Consider the following 20,956-nt stretch of genomic DNA (forward strand, 5'->3'; position numbering starts at 1 on the left):
TACGATTAGACAATTTACTATTTACGATTGAAATTACTTCAACTCTCAATCCTAAATCCTAAATCTAAATTCATACTTCTAAATCATTCTTACAGCTCCCTTATCAGCGGAGCTTACCATACTGGCATAAGCCTTCAAACTTTTCGGAACATTACGTTCGCGGGTCACAGGAGTCATGGGACGAGCAGCCAACTCTTCATCGGTCAGTTTCACATTAATGGTACGTTCCGGGATATTGATTTCAATAATATCTCCATCCTGAATTTTTCCGATATTCCCGCCGGCTGCAGCTTCGGGAGAGATATGCCCGATACTCAGTCCGGATGTACCACCACTAAAACGACCATCCGTAATCAAAGCACATTCTTTTCCAAGATGACGGGATTTAATATAAGAAGTAGGATACAGCATTTCCTGCATACCTGGACCACCTTTGGGACCTTCATTCGTAATAACCACCACATCACCACTCACCACCTTGCCTCCGAGGATACCCTCACAAGCTGCCTCTTGCGAATCAAACACTTTAGCCGGTCCCGAAAACTTCCAGATACTTGCATCCACGCCTGCTGTTTTCACTACACAACCATCCTGAGCTATATTTCCTTTCAGTACTGCCAGACCACCATCTTTGCTATAAGCATGTTCCAAGTCACGGATACACCCTTCGGCACGATCCGTATCAAGCTCTTTATAAGATGCATGCTGAGACCCAAGTACAAGATTAAATTTGCCGGCTGCAGCACTTGAATATTTTTTTATCGCTTCATCACAAACGTCAGAACTGGTTATACTGTATTTATCAATAGCCTCAGCCAATGTCATTCCATCTACACGCAGAACGGTTGTGTCTACCAATCCGCCCTTAGCCAATTCATCCATTATAGCAATGATACCTCCGGCGCGATTCACATCCTGTATATGATATTTCTGTGTATTAGGAGCTACCTTACAAAGACATGGACTCTTACGGGACAACATATCAATATCATCCATCTTAAAATCCACCTCTGCCTCATGGGCAACAGCAAGCAGATGGAGTATTGTATTAGTAGAACCACCCATAGCAATATCCAGCGTCATTGCATTCAAAAAAGCTTCACGCGTTGCTATACTTCGCGGCAATACACTTTCGTCGCCTTCTTCATAATATTTAAAAGCATTCTCTACTATCAATTTTGCTGCATCTTTAAAGAGTTGCTTACGATTCTCATGTGTAGCCACAATGGTACCATTGCCGGGAAGTGCCAAACCAATCGCCTCATTCAGACAGTTCATTGAATTGGCCGTAAACATACCCGAACAACAACCACAGGTAGGACAAGCATGTTGTTCTATTTTAGCAACTTCATTATCGCTCACACTCTCGTCGGCCGATTTAATCATAGCATCAATCAAGTCAAGATGCTGGCCATCCCATTCACCGGCTTCCATCGGACCACCCGATACAAAAACAGTAGGAATATTCAATCGCATAGCAGCCATAAGCATACCTGGAGTGATTTTGTCACAATTACTAATACAAATCATTGCATCTGCCTTGTGAGCATTCACCATATACTCAACACTATCAGCTATAATATCACGGGAAGGAAGTGAATAAAGCATACCATCATGTCCCATTGCTATACCATCATCAATAGCAATTGTGTTGAATTCCGCTGCAAAGCATCCCAACTTCTCTATTTCAGTTTTCACCTGTTGCCCTATCTCATGCAAGTGTACATGTCCCGGAACAAATTGTGTAAACGAATTGACAATAGCTATAATGGGTTTTCCCATTTGTTCTTTCTTCATGCCATTGGCTGCCCATAAAGCGCGGGCACCCGCCATACGGCGGCCTTGTGTACTGGATGAACTGCGTAACTGCTTTTTCATTTCCTGTTTTCCTTTTAATTAAAGAGCCTTCCTCACTGTTGTGAGAAAGGCTCTAATATTATCTTTTATGATACGAATACATACACAACCTTCCTCACGCTCTTGATGGAACCACCACGACGCGAATAATATGCAGGACTGTTAGGTTTATAGATGTATGGATATTCATATCTTAATTTTCTCTGTTTATTGTGCTGCAAAGGTAAGGGCTTTTTTATTATCTCCAAACAAATTGAAGAAAAAAATCATCTAAAAACGAACAATCGTAAGAAAACAAAGGAATAATATCCTTTTTTATCACTTAAATAACACTTTTCACCACAGAGTAACACTGAGTTTCACAGAGAATTAACCATTAAATTCATCTATAAACAATAAACTCTGTGAAACTCTATGCTACTCTGTAGTGAAATTCGTATCTTTGCAGCTACGCGGATTATGCGTAAGTACTAACTATATACAAAAAACAAATGGAAACAGTAGAAAACAAGTACATCACTGTAGCGTACAAGCTGTACACAATAGAAGATGGAGAAAAAGATTTAGTAGAAGAAGCAAAAGCAGAAAATCCATTCCAGTTCATTTCCGGTTTGGGTACTACGCTCGAAGCTTTCGAAAGCCAGATAGCCTCACTCAACAAAGGAGATAAATTTGAATTCATCATCCCGTCACAAGAAGCTTACGGCGAATACAACGAAGAACATGTACTGGATTTGCCGAGACACATCTTTGAGATTGATGGTAAATTCGACAGCGAACGTATCTACGAAGGTAGTGTAGTACCTTTGATGGACGCCGAAGGTCATCGTATGAACGGAACTGTAGTAGAAGTGAAACCCGATACAGTAGTAGTTGACATGAACCACCCGTTGGCAGGAGCTGATTTAAACTTCGTAGGTGAAGTTACAGAAAGCCGCCCGGCTACAAACGAAGAAATACAGGAAGTCGTAAATATGATGGGCGGTGGCGGCTGTAGCTGCGGTTGTGGAGACTGTGGCAGTGACTGTGGTGACCATGAATGCGGAGATGGCTGCGGATGCCATTAATTTAGTTGAAAATTGAAAGTTGAAAATTGAAAGTTAGCTGCGCTATAACACTGCATAGTAATTTTCAATTTTCAACTTTCAATTCCCTAACAGTTCTTATGTGTCATTATGTCCAATACCACTCTATCCGTTTCATTCATTCCCTGCGAACCAATACGGGTTAGGTTACGAATACTTTGATCCACATCTTTGTCTATAATACCCTCTACAGATGTAACACAGCGATTCTCCATTGCCATTACAGCAGATAAAACAGCAGTAGAAACTCCCGTTGTCACTTTTAATGCACAACTGGGTTTTGCACCATCGCAAATCATTCCGGTTAAGTTAGCAATCATATTTTGTACAGCGAAAGCAACTTGTTCATAGCTTCCTCCCATCAGCCATGTTATACCACAACTGGACCCCGTTGCAGCTACTACACAACCACAAAGAGCTGATAAACGCCCCAGACTTTGCTTTATATAGATCACCGTGAGATGACTCATCATCAAGGCTCTGATTAATTCCTCTTCTGATTTTCCATTCTCTTCAGCAAAGACAAGTACAGGTAAAGTAGCCGAAATACCCTGATTACCACTTCCCGAATTACTCATTACAGGAATCATAGCCCCTGCCATACGGGCATCACAAGCTGCCGAAGTATAAGAAAGAATGTGAGAAAACACACTATCGCCCATAATCTGATGTTCATACCTCCCCCGGAGCATTCTTCCCAATGCATGTCCATACTCTCCATGAAAAGATTGCTCGGCAGCAGCCTTATTTAGACGGGCAGTCTCAAGGATAAAGCGAATTTCATCCAAGGGAGCTTCCAAAGCAAAATCATACACCTTTCTCAGATTTAGTTCCAAAGGTTCTTGTTCGTCTTCCTCTGTTCCGGATTGTTGTTTATCAAGCAATACTTCTTCACCACGCGCTATATATATAAAGGTAGTATGCCCCCCGGCAATAATTGCTGTAGCAGTTTTATCTCCCGCCTCACAAATTACTTCAATATAAAGTTTCTCCGCAATATCCTCTTTTAATGAAATACAAATACGTTTTTCATCAATAAATCGCTTACCTTGCTCCACAGCTTCCGGTGTACTATCTCTCAACACTTCAAGCTGGTATTCTGATTTTCCGATAATAGCACCCAAAGCCACTGCAATAGGAAGCCCGATCATACCTGTTCCCGGAATACCCACCCCCATTGCATTCTTTAAAATATTAGCACTCAAAAGAACTTTTATATTTTGGGGGATTGCGCCAAGTGTTTCTGCTGCTTTCGATACACATAATGCTACCGCAATGGGCTCCGTACAACCAATAGCCGGAATAACTTCGCGTTGTACTAAATCTATTATCTGTTTCCTTTCTGACTCAATCATGAATTTTCTCTTTTTTAAAATTTCTACAAAAGTAAAGAATATACTTATAAACATGAATTATATTTTCAAGTTTTACACAAAATATCGAGATATTATATACCTATACCAAAGCCCCCTTAATTTCTTTTTTATTCAACTGCTTTCTTGCTAACAATGAAAGGCTATAACATACAAAATAAACTTAGGTATTTAACTATACGTTAAATACCTAATTAACAAGCTATTAAATACGTACTTTTACATACATAAAGTACGTACTTTTGTAAAACACTATAGTACAAATACATACATAATATTTTATATCTTTTGTGCCTATACATCTTTTAGTATACTCACATATATTATCCCCGATCATTTACTATAATAAATTCGAGGTTATTTTAGGATTAGACCACAAAATCAAAAGAATAGACCTGCATTTAATCCGATTCACAGGCATTATTTTAAGGAATAGTACAAAAAGAACATAAAATAAGGAAAGCAAGATTTGATATATGAAATTTTAAACTTAACTTTGCACCAAAGTTTTCTCAAAATAGTCTATATTATAAATTTATAATCAATAATTTAACGGAATGAGATTTAGAACTATAATAATAAGTATGTGCATTTGTCTAAGTTTTAGCTCTTGCATACGTGAAGAAGCGGCTAACACTGAAGCTGATATCGAATCTTGTACAGTTTCCGATCCCTCAGTGTTGAAAATGCAGCCAATTATTACTAATAATACGGTAATAATCATGGCACAATCAACCATTGACATCACGCACTTTGCTCCTGAATTCACATTAACAAAAGGGGCCACTATTGAACCGCCCAGCGGAACAGTAAGAGATTTCTCAAATCCACAAACTTATATAGTAACATCGGAAGACAGACAGTGGAAAAAGGAATATACTGTCTACGTTGATATTTCTGATATTAAATTGGATTTTAATTTTGAGCATTGGGAAATAATAGAAGGAGCCAGAGGTAAACAATGGCACGGCTTTTATGAAATCTCAGAACAGGAGCAGAAACAGTTTATTTGGGCAACAGCTAACAGTGGATATGCCCTGACTGGTTATGTTACTCCCGAAGGAGAAAAACTCACTAATCCTCTTATTTACCCAACTACCTCCTATGAAGCCGGACATTCCGGAAAAGGGGTGAAACTTGAAACCAAACCGACCGGTGCATTCGGTGATATGGTAAGAATGCCGTTAGCTGCCGGAAATTTATTTATAGGTTCCTTTGATGCCACAGTAGCAGGTCAAGGTCCTGAAGAGGCATTAAAGTCAACATTATTCGGACTTCCTATCGCTTACAGTCCTAATAAAAAACCTAAAGCTTTTAATGTATGGTATAAGTATACTCCCGGAGAAGTATTCAGAAATGAACAAAAAGAAGAAGTACCAGGTAAGGAAGATATATTCGATATGTATTCAATTCTTTATGAGCCAACCGATGGTAAAATCCTGGATGGTTCTATTCAGTTCGATGATCCTTGCATTATAGCTATCGCCCGTATTAAAAATGCCAAACCCGCTTCTGACTACACATACCGATCAATACCTTTTGAATACCGTAAAGAAATTGATCCATCCAAACTCGTAACAGGCAAGTATTATACAGCAATTGTATTTTCGTCCAGTCTGGAAGGAGCATATTTCAGAGGTGCTATCGGAAGTACCCTTATCATTGATGAGGCTACAATTGAACTCGAAGACATAGAAAACATAGAAGATCATCTTAATTAAAACTATCAATGAACAAGAAAATAACCTTTATACTTCTGTGCCTAATTGTAGCTAATATTGCTCAAGCTCAGGAAGATCGTAACAAGAATATTCTTAAATCACTGACAATAGGACTTGAATATCGTTTAAAAGCCGGATTTAACATAGGTGGGACATCTCCTATCCCCCTACCTGTTGAAATAAGAAAAATCAATAGTTATAAGCCTACAACAGCCTTCTCTATAGAAGGAGATGTAGTAAAAACGTTCGATAATAAGTGGGGAGTTAGCGCAGGGATCCGTTTAGAGACAAAAGGTATGGAAACGGATGCTACTGTGAAAAACTATCACATGAAAATGATTGCCAGTGACGGCGGCGAAATGGAAGGACAATGGACAGGAGGTGTAACAACGACCGTTAAACAATCACTGTTAACTGTCCCAGTTTTAGCTCTTTATAAAGTGAGTAAGCGTTGGGAATTAGAGTTAGGACCCTGGTTTTCTTACGTTCTATCAGGTGAGTTCTTTGGAGAAGCCTACGACGGTTATCTCAGAGACGGTGATCCGACAGGAGAAAAAGCAAATGTAAGTTCTGCTACCTACAACTTTAATGATGATTTAAGACGTTTCCAATGTGGTATGCAATTAGGTGCGCAATGGAGAGCCTTTTCTCATCTAAATGTAACCGCCAGCCTTACCTGGGGGGTAGTACCTATTTTCAAAAAAGATTTTGATACCGTTACATTTAATATGTTTCCTATTTACGGAAACATTGGTTTCGGTTATGTGTTCTAAAGAATAAACGATAAAAGAAAAAATTATGAAGAAAAAATTACTTACAGCAATTATTGCGTTCATAGCAATCACAATGTCCTCATCGGCTTACGCACAAGTAAGTCAGACAGCAGCAGGAACTTACGCAGGTACATTAGAAGTCTATATGATGGAACCTAATAAGATTCCTTTGGGAAGCAGTGCAGAGAATATATATCTGACTTCTACAGATGCTAATCATGTTACATTAGAAATCAGGAATTTCTCATTCCCATTAGTGGGAGAATTAGGAGATATAGTTATCCCGGATGTAGCTTTAGAAGAAGAAGGAGATGTTATTAATATTCTTCCCAAAACAGTAAAAATTACTCTAAAAGTAGTAGGTGAAGTTAATGTGATCTTGAATAAATCAACCATTAAAAATAAAGAGATAACATTGTCTCTTAATGTAGAAACAACACCTCCTTATCCGGATATGTATATTTATGTAGACTTCAAAGGAACAATGAATGCAACTGGTATCTCAGACGTAACTATAAATAAACCTACAGTTTATTATAATCCTTCAATAGATGCTTTAATGGTGCAAGGTGCAGAAAATCAAAAGTATGATATATATAATGTCACTGGTATGCAAATCCTATCAGGAGTTTTAAATACAGAAGAAGTTAGTGTATCTACTCTATCCAGAGGTTTGTATCTTATAAAGATTGGTAATACTACGGTAAAGTTTATAAAAAAATAAACTCAAAATATCCCTAAAATAAAAGCTCCCTACAGATTTAGAAAAATAATCTGTAGGGAGCTTTTATTTTGGTTCATTACTTCTCATTGCGTTAACACCGTTAACGAAGTTTTTAACATTCAAATTCTTACCTTACAAGATTGTACACTTTAATACCACAAGAATGTACAACCTTATATGTTAAAAGTGTACATTTAACACTAACATAAATGTACACTCTTACAAGTCTGAAAGCAGGAGCTTATTGCCCTCTGAAAAACAAGACATTAAGTATTCAATCAACAAATATATTCTATTCCGGATTTTCTTCCTATCAATGTCTATAATTGCTTTTTGAACAACTATTCATATATCGAAGAAATTAGAATGCCCCCTTCTTTCACTATCTGCTTTAGATAAAACTACGGTATTACACAAAAAACACAAGTTATATAGAATAGCGTAGTTCTTTTATTTATTCGAACCACCGCACTACACTATATAACTTGTGCCAAAGTAAGATAGCAGCCAGCTCTTTTATCGCGCCAGCTGCTATTTCAATTATCTAACAACTATTTTAGCTACATAAGATCCAACACGTACCACATACATAACATCTTTATCGATATTAGTAGAAATCACGTTATCTGTTCCTTCGTAAACCTTCACACCTTGTGTTGTATACACTTCAATTGTTTCAGTAGCTTCATTATTAGCTACACAAATCGCTCCGTTTTCACTATATACGCGAACATCAGAAAGCGAATTGTTATCAATTCCGGTAGGAGCCGTTATCTTCAGTACACCATTTACATAAGTAACTTCATAATTGGCAGCTGTACCTTTGGTTATAGCAATTGCAAACTCGTCACCAACTTTCGCATCAGATGGAATTTCCTTTTCAAGAGCAGCAACAGGAACTTTTGTACCAAATGCTTTTGCTACATCTTCATCGTAAACAAATCCATCGTATGTCAACTCAAAGGTTTCAGGTGCCGGACTTCCAATAAGTAAAGCCACATCTTTAGCTGTAACTGTAAGCGGAGCTTTAGCAATAGGAATGTCTACACGTTTTGACAGAGCCATATATTCATCATTAGCAGCAACCTTAATGGTTACATAAGTAGATGCATATGCAGATTTAATAGTCAAAGTTTTACCAGACACAGTAAGTCGGCTGGTACTTGAAGGAGTAATGGTATAATCAACAGATTCACCCTTATCATTCTTCACGATAAAAGGAGCTTCAAAAGGAGCATCACCATATACTTTCTCTATCTTTTCCGCGTTTTCTACTGTATATGCCTTTAAAGCTTTTACAGTCAATCCTGTATAAGTCTTGAATTCATAATTATCCAATACCTTTTGAGGGAATTTCACTGTCAGAGGAACAACTTCTCCAACTGCTGCAGTTTTAGGTGCTTTGTCAAATACTACATTAACCGTATCATTACCTAATGCTTCCATCACAGCAGCATCCTCTTTATATACAAATCCACTATAAGTAATTCTATAGTCAATATCAGACCCATATACGAAAAGCCCCTGAGCATCATTCTTGTTCAAATTAACTTTCGTACCATCCAAGTCATAATAAGGATAGACTGTCAGGAATGTTTTCCGGATTTCGGCACCATTATTGACAAAAGTTACATTATAGTTATTAGTTGAAACGGTTGTCAATGGATCACTTGAACCGGTAAATGAGAAGACAATGGGACGATAGTTTCCTATAACCTCATCCGTTGCCTCTTTTCCGGCAGCACCACTTGATATATAAATATTCTTTGTATCAAATATCTTATGTACCACATCGACTATCGTACCCTCACCATCATCATTTTTCAGTCCTTCATATTCAAATTCAACCCCATAGTCCGTACCATTGGCAGCTACTGACGAAGAAGTATTGAAGCTTATCGTCTTACCACGCTGACACCATGCCTTCAAAGTCATAGTCAATGATGCTTTTTCAATGGTCACCGTCACTGGGTCAGAAACAGCAGGTAATGCACCTTCTTTCTCCTGATGTGCCACTACAGTAGTAGTACCTGCACCAATAGCATAGAATTTCTTCGTTTCGGAATCATACTTCAGCACTTTGTCACTTCCAATTGTATAAGTGAACGGCACCTCTGTATTGGTTGATGTAAATGGTATTTCAAACCCATCACCATATACTTGAGACATATCAGCAGGAGCGGTTATATCGCCCACATAACTTCCTTTAAAGGTCAACGTATAGACATACGTCTTATTCACATCAGAAGTAGCATTGTCAGCACAAGTCACAGTCAGAGTCTTTATTACTTCATTAGCATCTTCCTTTGTTGTAGCTTCAGTTACCACTGCATCTTTACCAAAGGCTTTAGCTACAATCGCTTTATTGTGCTCGTTATAAGCCAGGTTATATTCAAACTTATCCGGATCGAATCCCGTAAGTTCTTCGCCACCCAACGTTACCGAACTCAATTTAGCATTATAAACAAGTGCAGCATCGTCTACCCACAATGTATTTTCTTTACCGATATCAGCACGTACCCAATAGTTACCTCCTGAGAATACTATATTCATCTTTTCAGGAACCAATTTTCCGTTTTCACCCTCTACATAGTTGACCGGAATAGAAAGACGTACCCAACCGTCTCCTTCAGTTTCTTTAGTAATGGTGTATTCAGTACTGGCAATCAAGACACCATCACCTTTTGTTTCGGCAGGGATAATTTCCTTTCCTAATATAGCCCGATCCTGATCGTCCACCTCTACATAGGTAACATCATTACCACTATGAGAATTAATTATTTTAGATTTAAAAGTTCCCTTCCACAGGTATACCAATACCTTAGCTGTCTCATTGGGCTTTTCTGTTCCTAATTTACGTTTATAATACACAGTCAGAGAATCCGGACGATAAGTGAAATCAATACCACCGTTTACTCCACCATTACTCATATCATTCCCCCCCAGCATACCGGACATATCAGCAAAAACCCACATTTTGCCTAAAGTGACAAAAGCAGGAGCATTAGCACCCAGTGTTCCAAAACCAACAAAATCATTCATAATTTTAGCACCGGTTCCTGTACGGCCTGCATCAGGAAATACAAACTCCTTACCTACTATAATCTGGTATACATTTGAAGCGGTCCACCCTACAGGTTGTTTACCTACCAGCTTTCCCTCAGCAGGATAGCAATCTTCCCACTCTTCAAAATCTCCTTTAATTTGCTGTGCCAACGCACTTCCTGCGTACAACACAACACACATCATTAAAGTAATAAATTTCTTCATACACTTCTCTTTTTAATATAAATACAATCTTTCGTGAACCATAAACCGGAAATCCCCTATTGATTCACATCATTCATAAAAACGTTGCAAAGTAACAACCGTTTTTGTTTTCAGTCAAGGTCTATTTCTGTAATCTTATATCCTATTACTAAGGTATTTTATCATTTTACCCTATAAATCACTAAAATAAAGGTGTCTATTACCACTTTTTTATGTCCTATAACTAAAATAAAAATACCTATTCATAAAATACTTGTATCTTTGGACTGTAAAAAAGAGAATAGACATGAAAAAAGAGTTACCCAAAATAGATATTAATGAAGATTTTGTAATAGGTAGTAATGCCGATATAGATCCTAATATACTAAATCTCTACACCAGCTATCCATGCCGACTTAAAGCCGAAGTCTTTGTACTTTGCATGGGCGGGAGTATTGAAGCCAGTATAAACCTTTCGGACTATACCATAAAGAAACATGATTTCGTAACGCTCTCTCCAGCAAGTATCATTCAGATTAACAAGATAGAAGGTGATTTAAAACTCTATTTCATGGTATTTTCTTCCGATTTTATTAACGGGATAAGTAAAACCAAAGCTATTATTGACCTTATTTATATAACTAAAAATCACCCGGTATTATCTCTGCCTCAGGAGTTTGCCAATATTTATGAAGAGTTCTTTCTACTCATGATGAAAGTATATTATAAGAAGCGGTCCCCTTATAACCCGGAGATACTAAAATGTATGTTGTTATCTATTCTATACAGGCTGAGTGATATGTATCATGAACGCCCTGTTCGGAACGAAAGCAGTTTAAACAGAAGTGAAGATATATGTAAAGCATTTGGAAATCTGGTAATTCAACACTACACACAGGAAAGAAATATTTCATATTATGCACAACAACTAAACATAACACCTTCCCATCTGAGCAATACCGTAAAACATGTCACAGGGAAGACCGTTATGGATATCATTTCAGAAGTGGTCATTGTTGATGCACAAGCACAGCTAAAGTCAACCAATACACCTATACACGAAATTGCAGATTCATTAAACTTTCCGAATGTATCTTTCTTTGGGAAGTATTTCAAACGACTCACAGGAATGAGTCCTCAGCAGTACCGAAACAGCGATAAATAGAGACTATATCCCCAAAAGAACAAATACATACGGTTTATAAATAACAACAGAGAGTAAAGTTAACTTTACTCTCTGTTGTTATAAACAAATGATATTGATCAACTTAATTACTCTGCAATCAATTTAGCCACATAAGAGCCGATACGTACTACATACATGGTTCCCTTTTCGATATTTGCAGTAATCACGTTATCTGTCCCTTTATACACCTGCACTCCCTGAGTTGTATATACTTCAACTATATCAGTAGCTACATTATTAATTACACAAATAGCCCCGTTCTTACTATATACACGAACATCAGACAGAGAATTAGTAGTAATACCTACATTAGTAGTAATTGCAAGAATGCCATTTACTGCCACTAAATCGTAATTATCCGATTTACCCGGATCAACAACAATTGAAAACTCATCACCTACTTTTACATCTGACGGAATTTCTGTTCCAAGAACTGCTGATGGTGCCGTAGTAAAGACTTTGGCCGAATCATCCTCATTGACAAACCCCGTAAATTCAAGCTCAAATGTCTTTGGAGTTTCTTCTCCTAAAGGTAAACTTACGTTTTTAGCTTTAACAGTAAATGGAGCTTTTGCTATATCTATATTCACAATTTGCTCTTTTCCAGCCAACGTTTCCGTAGGTGTTACATATAGAATAAGCGTTTCTTTTCCGGCTTTTGTCATCGTAACAGTTCCCTCGTTATCAACTGCCGTTGAATTATAAGTTCTCTCAATACTATATTCAACTTCCTCGTCTTTTGTAACAGTCAGCTTTCTTTTTTCTCCATAAGTAGCATTCAAATCCTTCTCTGTTACAGAGAAATTCGGTGCAGGAGCTGTTTTTACAATTCCACCTTCTGTCAAATCACTCACCAATTCATGATTTGGGAACGTACTTTCATCAGGCAGAGTTACCGTCAATGATGAAGTAGTACCCGCCGGTGAGTTCTTCGTAATGTCAGGACATTGGAAAACTGGCAGATTTGATTCAACAATAGTCGCATTTTCACCTGATAAGAATCCTGAGAAATAAGGACGAATACAGCTTGCATCTTCACCTACAGGAATTACTATTTCCTTTGCTCCGGAACTGGCCCATATAAACTTACCTGCATATTTTGCAGCTACTTTCACCAATGTTTTTTTGATTAGCATCTTCTGGTCCGATAGAAATTCCATGTCATAATGAGCGGTTGTATTTCCACCAGATCCCGTTAGTTTCAACGTTGCAGCACGATATCCCCCTACCACTTCAGCTTTTCCGGTAGGTGCACTCACACTGATATTACGATCACCCAAAGCAGCGCTCAAATCATCCCCGTTTTTTAAACCCTTTATAGAGAATTCGGCATCACAGCTATTTCTTTTCAGCCTCTCTGCCGGATCCGCATACCATGTAGCATATTGTCCACGACGACACCAAGCTGTTCCTTCTTTAAACGACACTGTGAGTTTTGCTTTAGAAATAGTTACATTAAAAGGTTCCGAAGTAGCGGGAGCAAAGTTTGCATCAGCAACCTGCTTAGCCACAATCGTTGCACTACCTACCCCAATCATTTTAAACTTCTTGGTATCACTATCATATTTTAAAACGCTTTCATCTGAAATTTCATAACTCATCTCTGCCGGATTGTTAGAAGTAAAGTTTAACAATGCCTCATCTCCATATACATATTCATGCGAAACCTCTGTTGGAAGACCGATAATAGCCTGAGCTCCCTGGAAAGTAACTGTATAAACATATGTTTTCGTAACATCCTTTGTAGTATTGTCCGTTACTGTAATTTCCTTTACAACCTTTGTGGCTGTTTTCTCTTTTTCAACAATTGATACTTCTGCATCCTTGCCCCAAGATAATACCTCAAATCCCTTAGAAGCTTCAGCATAAGGCAGTACGTAATTATACACATCAGACTTAAACCCTGTGATCGAAGTTCCGCCAACAGTGATATCCTTCAATTGAGCATTATACACCAAAGCAGCATCATCTACCCACAGAGTATTGCCAGCACCAATTTCCGAACGAATCCAATAGTTGCACCCCGAAAATACAATATTCATTTTTTCCGGAATATCTTCCGTAATATAAGTAATAGGAATAGAAAGACGAACCCATTCGCTTTGAGCACCTTCAATCGTATATTCTGCACTTCCGATCAACACTCCATTACTACCCCCTAATATTTCAGCACCTCCTTTTCCCAAAACAGCTCTATCCTGATCAACAACCTCTTTATAAGTTGGCTCCTCAAAACCTGTCTGATCTTCCTTTAGTACATGTCCAGCAATAACCTTAGATTTAAAAGTACCTTTCCACAAATAAATCAAAATCTTAGCTGATTCATTAGGGTTTTCGGTTCCTAAAGCACGTTTATAATATACAGTAAGCGAATCTGGTCTATTAGTAAAAGAAATGCCACCTGTAACCCCTCCATCACTCAAATCTTTTGCATCAGGATAAGCTTCAGGATTCAGACTCGCCATCATTCCTTGCACATCAGGAAATACCCATGTATTTCCTAAAGTAATAAAAGCAGGAGCATTGGCTCCCAAGAAACCTGGTATACCAACAAACTCGTTTGTAATCTTAGGGGCAGAACCCATATGTCCTGCGGCATCGATTGTCACAAACTCTTTGGTCATTCCCATCTGAGAAACGTTTGAAGCCGTCCAGCCTTGCGGTTGCTTTCCTACAGTGGCCCAATCAGGACCGTAAGCACCAACAGCATCCCATGCAATACAATCTTCCCAAGCTTCGAAATCACCCTTAATTTGCGGACCCTTCATAACTTCTCCGGTAGGAGCAAATTTCAATATATAAGTATGCTGGTTCTCTCCACCATCATTACCAGTAACAATAATATTAATATTGTTACCATTTGCTTGAATTTCTACTTTAGCTCCCTTACCATCAGATACAGCTACGATGTCACTTATAGCAGGTACTTCGCCCCGAATTCCATAGGTATATGTATTTTTATCAAAACCGGCCAAAGCCACTCCATTAATGGTAATTGATTCAAGCTTGGAGTTATAAATCATTTGAATATCATCTACACTTAAAGCATCACCGGCTGTACCCACTCCAGGAGTCTTATTGGTAGAAAAAGAGGTTAACATATACTTCTGATCTGTATATGTTTTATATAAGTCATTATCATTATATTCAAAAGGTATTGTGTACTGAGTCCACTCAACATTAGGAACAATTTCAGAATACGCTTTGGCAATGCGAGCAGCTTTCTCAGCATCTTCACCCATAATAGTCGAAGGATCCTTATATTCTGTACCCGTGTGTAATATCATACTAACAGAAGCATTTCCTTTAGATGTATCTTTGGACTCAAACTTCAACCAGACCTTTACAGAATCTGGCATACCAGCAAACTTACAATGCCCGTTCTCATTATCCATTTCTGAATAATTATAATTACTTTTATCTGATGCCGTAGTAGACCCCATATTTACAATACCAGTAGTAAGATTACCATTAGAAATAGTACCTATAAAATTCTTTCTACCAATAATTTGGGCTGCATATCCTACTCCATCTCTCCCAGCAATCTGATCCAGTTTACCTGTTTGATCTGCAAGCACAAAAGCGGCACCAACAACATCGCCCTTAGCATCATAAAATGAATGCCAAAAATCAGGTGTCATTTCTGTATACATAACCTTTCCAAGCCTATTTTTTTTCTCATTCTTAGTCCAATTGGCTTCAAAATCAGAATTTGGAATCTGATAGTTCTGTGCCATAACAGATCCACCAAACACCAATGCACAAATACATGCAGTAATTGTTCTCTTCATTCTTTTTTTTGTTTTTTAAATTAACTGTTTCAATTCCATTTTTATCTCAAAAAAAACATTGCAAAATACGGTATTTCTGAATATCCCTACAAGGTCTATTCCTTCTAATTTATGTCCCATTACTTAATTCTTTTATTTACCTCTCTATATATTACACAAATACAATAAATATATCCTTTTTTCATGTTCTATAACTTAAATACCTGTACCTATTCATAAATTATTTCTATATTTGAGCGCACATTAAACAAATTAAATAATTATGGAAAAGATATTGCCCAAAATAGATATAACCGAAGACTTCGTAATTGGGAATAATGCAGACATAGATAATAGTATATTGAGTCTTTATACCCAATATCCTTGCCGGCTTAAAGCTGAAATTTTTGTGCTTTGTATGGGAGGAAGTCTGGAAGCTACCATCAACTTAACAGATTATACTATCCGGGAAAATGATTTTATCACACTTTCTCCGGGAAGCATCATCCAGATAAATAAGATTGAAGGCAAATTAAAGCTTTATTTCATGGTATTCTCTTCCAAATTTATTGAAGGAATAAGCAAAACAAAATCAATTATTGACCTTATCTATATAACCAAAAACCATCCGATACTATCGTTACCAAAGGAATTCGCCTGCATTTATGAGGAATTTTTCACACTCATGATGAAAATATATTATAAAGAACATTCTCCTTACAACCCCGAAATATTGAAGTGTATGCTTCTTTCAATTCTATACAGACTGAGCGATATGTATCACGAACGTCCCATACGGAGTGAAACAGCATTAAGTAGAAGCGAAGAGATATGTAAAACATTCAGTCATCTGGTAATTCAACATTATACCACAGAAAGAAATATCTTATATTATGCAAAGCAGATGAATATAACACCTACTCATCTGAGTAACACTGTAAAACATGTTACCGGAAAGACTGTCATGGATATTATATCAGAGGTTGTAATAGTAGATGCCAAAGCACAACTAAAATCAACCAATATACCCATACATGAAATTTCAGACTCCCTGAACTTCCCTAATGTGTCTTTCTTTGGAAAATATTTTAAGCGCCTTACCGGTATGAGCCCTCAACAATATCGAAACAGCGATAAATAAAAGTAAAGTTATCAACTATAGTGTTAGATAAATTGTTATATTTGCAATATACAATCTCTTAAATTACACAACATCATGTTCAATTCATTCGGAAACATATTCAGACTCACCAGCTTTGGAGAATCTCACGGGAAAGGCATCGGAGGCGTTATTGACGGCTTTCCGGCAGGTATCAGGATTGACGAAGAGTTCGTCCAAAAAGAACTCAGTCGTCGTCGTCCGGGACAATCGGCCATTACCACCTCACGCAAAGAAGAAGATAAAGTAGAGTTTCTTTCAGGGATCTTCGAAGGGAAATCTACCGGTTGCCCTATCGGATTTATTGTATGGAATCAGAATCAGCATTCCAACGATTACAATAATTTGGAGTATGTATATCGTCCATCGCATGCCGATTATACTTATAAAGTAAAATATGGCATTCGCGATCATCGTGGTGGCGGACGATCTTCTGCACGAGAAACTATTTCACGTGTTGTTGCAGGTGCATTAGCTAAATTAGCATTAAAGCAATTGGGCATTCATATCACAGCTTATACATCACAAGTGGGCCCCATCAAGCTGGAAGGAAATTATACTGATTATGATCTGGATCTGATTGAAAGTAATCCCGTACGTTGTCCTGACCCGGAAAAAGCAAAAGAGATGCAAGACCTTATATACAAGATAAAGGGAGAAGGGGATACCATTGGCGGAGTATTGACTTGTGTAATCAAGGGCTGTCCCATCGGATTGGGACAACCGGTATTCGGAAAGCTACATGCTGCACTTGGAAACGCCATGCTGAGTATCAATGCTGCCAAAGCTTTTGAATACGGTGATGGATTTAAAGGCCTAAAGCAAAAAGGTTCGGAACAGAATGATGTGTTTTACAATAACAACGGACGTATTGAGACACGTACGAACCATTCGGGAGGTATCCAGGGTGGTATCAGTAACGGACAGGATATTTTCTTCCGCGTTGCGTTCAAACCGGTAGCGACAGTATTGATGCAGCAGGAAACCGTGAATATAGACGGTATCGATACTACTTTAAAGGCACGCGGACGCCATGATCCTTGTGTATTACCCCGTGCAGTACCTATCGTAGAAGCAATGGCTGCTATGACAATACTCGACTATTATTTACTGGATAGAATGACACAGTTATAGTTTAGCAGTTAGAATAAGAAGTTAGAAGTTAGTAGTTAGTAGTTAGAATCCTTTCGGCATATCAACACTTACATGCTGCATAGATTCTATCTACTAACTACTAACTTCCAACTTCTTATTCTAACTACTGACTACTAAATTCCAACTCCTTATTCTATCTACTAACTACTAAATTCTAACTTCTTATTCATATGAGTTATATTAAAGACTATATTGCGGCTAATGAATCGAAAATGATGGAAGATTTGTTCAGCCTCATCCGTATCCCAAGTATCAGCGCTTTGCCGGAACATCATGATGATATGTTGGCCTGTGCACAACGCTGGAGTCAACTATTGCTGGAAGCCGGGGCAGACGAAGCTATCGTTATGCCTTCAAAAGGAAATCCAATGGTATTCGGACAGAAAATTGTAGATCCGAATGCCAAAACAGTACTTGTGTATGCGCACTACGACGTAATGCCTGCTGAGCCACTGGAGCTTTGGAAGAGTGCTCCCTTTGAACCGGAAATACGTGACGGTCACATCTGGGCAAGAGGTGCAGACGATGACAAAGGACAAGCATTCATTCAGGTGAAAGCCTTCGAGTATCTGGTCAAAAATGAGTTATTGAAAACGAATGTAAAATTCATTTTTGAAGGAGAAGAAGAGATTGGTTCACCAAGCCTTGAAGCATTCTGTGAAGAGCATAAGGAGCTATTGAAAGCAGACGTCATATTGGTATCCGACACCAGCATGTTAGGAGCTGATCTGCCTTCACTTACTACCGGATTAAGAGGCCTTGCTTACTGGGAAATAGAGGTGACAGGCCCCAATCGTGACCTCCATTCCGGACACTTTGGGGGTGCGGTAGCCAACCCTGTCAATGTACTTTGTGGCATGATCAGTAAAGTAATAGATGCCGACGGACGTATCACAATCCCAGGTTTCTATGATGATGTGGAAGAGGTACCTCAAGCCGAACGGGAAATGATTGCACATATTCCATTTGATGAAGAAAAATATAAAGCAGCTATCGGCGTAAAAGAATTATCCGGCGAAAAAGGATACAGCACGTTGGAACGCAACAGTTGTCGTCCTTCATTCGATGTTTGTGGTATATGGGGAGGTTATACTGGCGAAGGTTCAAAAACTGTTCTTCCTTCAAAAGCATTTGCCAAAGTATCCTGCCGACTGGTTCCACACCAGGATCATCATAAAATATCAGAACTATTTGCCAATTACATCCGTGCTACCGCTCCGGATACTGTTCAGGTGAAAGTAACCCCCATGCATGGCGGACAGGGATACGTATGTCCCATCTCTCTCCCTGCTTATAAAGCTGCCGAAAAAGGATTTGAAATCGCATTTGGGAAAAAACCACTTGCAGTACGCCGCGGAGGAAGTATCCCCATTATCTCTACATTTGAACAAGTGCTTGGCATCAAAACAGTACTGATGGGATTCGGACTGGAATCGGACGCTATTCATTCTCCCAATGAAAACTTCTCACTGGATATCTTTAGAAAAGGTATTGAAGCAGTGGTGGAGTTTTATAAGGAATATGGGAAATAGTGATTAGTGATTAGTGATAAGTGATTAGTGATAAGTGATTAGTACCATGCGGAGTATGGCGCAGCCATTAATCACTTATCACTACCCCGTTAATCACTATTTCTCACGGCAATCTGAACAGGAAGGTAAATGACTTACCATTCTGGAAATCTTTATAAGCATCTCCTGCATAAATCTCTCCATTGGTCAATGACAATTTCTTCACACTTGCTTTCGGACTAAAATCTACTTTCTTCAAGTCTACCCAGAAAAGATTGGGAGTCAAGGTTGATTCAAAGTAATATACTTTATCTTTCTGATCGGATACAGAACGCCAGCGGGTAGAAGAAATATGAGGTTTATCCGGGGTAGAAATACCAAAAGGAACAGATACATTTCTCATTATGCTTAATACACTGGGAACGGCAATTTTCGGATCAGCTGTTTGAGGAATGGCATGTACGTAGAATGAGGCACGTACAAAACGATCACTCGAACGATTTGTACCGGGTAACATCTGCAGCCCTCCCACTTCTTTCCAGTAATCATTGACAGCTAACTGAAGATCATAACGTGGAGAATTCGTCATCACCTGATATTCTTTACCTTCGTGAATGATAAGATTCCCATCAATATATTCCAACACAGCACTATTTCCGGTTTCATCCGTAATAGCCATATGCAAAGTAGAAGCTGAGCCATTGGGCAGATTAGGTGCATCAATACGGAAGGTTTCTTTCTTTAACTCTTCCACAGCTTCACGTACGGTAGCAAAGTTATCAAGTATATATTGTGTCCAGATGGCAATTCCCATTACCGGACGGGTATCATTCGGGCGAATGTAGTTAGATTCCGGCAAAAATAACAAGCTGGCTACAAGCCCCTTCTCATTCATTCCATCACAGGCACCCATATCATAGGCAGAGGCAACGATGCTTCCATATTTGGAGGTCCAATTCAAAGCCTCTCCCCTATCATAGCTCACCCGCTTAATGCCACGAGGAAACAGATAAAGATTGGACATTATATCCTCCTTCCAATCCATTGTTCGCCCGGTCACAACCATATTTTCCGGACCGATATATACAGCACGGGTACAAGCTTCGGACTTCTGCATTCCTATTGAGAACGCAGCAACAAGTGCCGTCAAGGCAACCATTTTCTTTGTTACTTTCATCATTATTATCTTATTAAAAAGTTATAAGCCGGATATAAAGTCGCTTTATTTCTGTACGGTATTTCACCACAGAGTAGCACAGAGTTTCACAGAGTTTTAAATCTTTATCGAAACGCAGATGAACGCAGATTTTCGCAAAGGGAAACAAATGTATGATAAAGAACTACAGCCTTTTAATCTGCGTTTCATCAGATAAATAAAACTCTGTGCCCTCTG

13 protein-coding genes are annotated in these 20,956 nt (G+C 38.5%); 8 read left to right on the plus strand and 5 right to left on the minus strand.

Features of this window, described 5'->3' with window-relative positions; genetic code table 11:
* Positions 1–78: 78 nt before the first annotated feature.
* Positions 79–1,878 (minus strand): dihydroxy-acid dehydratase, encoded by a 1,800-nt coding sequence (gene ilvD, locus VCM39_RS17370; protein ID WP_221651360.1) that lies wholly within the window; start codon positions 1,876–1,878, stop codon positions 79–81.
* A 470-nt stretch (positions 1,879–2,348) separates the two neighbouring features.
* Here ilvD and VCM39_RS17375 point away from each other — a divergent pair, with 470 nt between their 5' ends.
* A complete protein-coding gene (locus VCM39_RS17375; protein WP_007484244.1) occupies positions 2,349–2,924 on the plus strand; it encodes an FKBP-type peptidyl-prolyl cis-trans isomerase in 576 nt (191 codons plus the stop codon).
* A gap of 86 nt (positions 2,925–3,010) precedes the next feature.
* Here the strand turns inward: VCM39_RS17375 and VCM39_RS17380 are convergent, their stop codons facing one another.
* On the minus strand, positions 3,011–4,297 hold the full coding sequence (locus tag VCM39_RS17380) for a serine dehydratase subunit alpha family protein (protein ID WP_322932769.1): 1,287 nt from the start codon (positions 4,295–4,297) through the stop codon (positions 3,011–3,013).
* Between the two features lie 740 nt (positions 4,298–5,037).
* Here VCM39_RS17380 and VCM39_RS17385 point away from each other — a divergent pair.
* From VCM39_RS17385 to VCM39_RS17395, 3 genes are read left to right on the plus strand one after another with little or no spacing between them, the layout of a single operon-like run.
* Positions 5,038–6,036: a PCMD domain-containing protein gene (locus tag VCM39_RS17385; RefSeq protein ID WP_255586306.1), complete on the plus strand. Its 999-nt coding sequence runs from the start codon at positions 5,038–5,040 to the stop codon at positions 6,034–6,036.
* Between the two features lie 8 nt (positions 6,037–6,044).
* Entirely contained in the window at positions 6,045–6,809 is a 765-nt protein-coding gene (locus tag VCM39_RS17390) for a porin family protein (RefSeq protein WP_221651356.1), read from the plus strand.
* A gap of 25 nt (positions 6,810–6,834) precedes the next feature.
* Positions 6,835–7,533, plus strand: a complete 699-nt coding sequence (locus tag VCM39_RS17395; protein ID WP_221651355.1) for a calycin-like domain-containing protein — start codon at positions 6,835–6,837, stop codon at positions 7,531–7,533.
* A gap of 540 nt (positions 7,534–8,073) precedes the next feature.
* On the opposite strand, the gene VCM39_RS17400 is transcribed toward VCM39_RS17395, so the two are convergent.
* Complete coding sequence (locus VCM39_RS17400) at positions 8,074–10,803, minus strand: MBG domain-containing protein (RefSeq protein WP_322932770.1); 2,730 nt, start codon at positions 10,801–10,803, stop codon at positions 8,074–8,076.
* Positions 10,804–11,089: 286 nt separating this feature from the next.
* On the opposite strand from VCM39_RS17400, the gene VCM39_RS17405 reads away from it, so the two are divergent.
* The gene (locus tag VCM39_RS17405) at positions 11,090–11,947 is read left to right on the plus strand and encodes a helix-turn-helix domain-containing protein (protein ID WP_221649341.1); all 858 of its coding nucleotides are present in this window, start codon (positions 11,090–11,092) and stop codon (positions 11,945–11,947) included.
* A 107-nt stretch (positions 11,948–12,054) separates the two neighbouring features.
* On the opposite strand, the gene VCM39_RS17410 is transcribed toward VCM39_RS17405, so the two are convergent.
* A complete protein-coding gene (locus VCM39_RS17410; protein WP_322932771.1) occupies positions 12,055–15,759 on the minus strand; it encodes an MBG domain-containing protein in 3,705 nt (1,234 codons plus the stop codon).
* Positions 15,760–16,021: 262 nt separating this feature from the next.
* Here VCM39_RS17410 and VCM39_RS17415 point away from each other — a divergent pair, with 262 nt between their 5' ends.
* The 3 genes from VCM39_RS17415 (at position 16,022) to VCM39_RS17425 (ending at position 19,584) form a co-directional block, all read left to right on the plus strand.
* Positions 16,022–16,879 carry a helix-turn-helix domain-containing protein gene (locus tag VCM39_RS17415; RefSeq protein WP_322932772.1) on the plus strand — a complete coding sequence of 286 codons (858 nt, stop codon included), beginning with the start codon at positions 16,022–16,024 and terminating at the stop codon, positions 16,877–16,879.
* A 75-nt stretch (positions 16,880–16,954) separates the two neighbouring features.
* Positions 16,955–18,031, plus strand: a complete 1,077-nt coding sequence (aroC, locus tag VCM39_RS17420) for a chorismate synthase (RefSeq protein ID WP_002559432.1) — start codon at positions 16,955–16,957, stop codon at positions 18,029–18,031.
* 191 nt (positions 18,032–18,222) lie between these two features.
* On the plus strand, positions 18,223–19,584 hold the full coding sequence (locus tag VCM39_RS17425) for a dipeptidase (protein WP_007484232.1): 1,362 nt from the start codon (positions 18,223–18,225) through the stop codon (positions 19,582–19,584).
* 103 nt (positions 19,585–19,687) lie between these two features.
* On the opposite strand, the gene VCM39_RS17430 is transcribed toward VCM39_RS17425, so the two are convergent.
* Complete coding sequence (locus VCM39_RS17430) at positions 19,688–20,722, minus strand: linear amide C-N hydrolase (RefSeq protein WP_221649346.1); 1,035 nt, start codon at positions 20,720–20,722, stop codon at positions 19,688–19,690.
* Positions 20,723–20,956: the final 234 nt, after the last annotated feature.

The organism is Bacteroides mucinivorans (genome assembly GCF_034654355.2).
In the GTDB taxonomy this organism is placed as follows: domain Bacteria; phylum Bacteroidota; class Bacteroidia; order Bacteroidales; family Bacteroidaceae; genus Bacteroides; species Bacteroides nordii.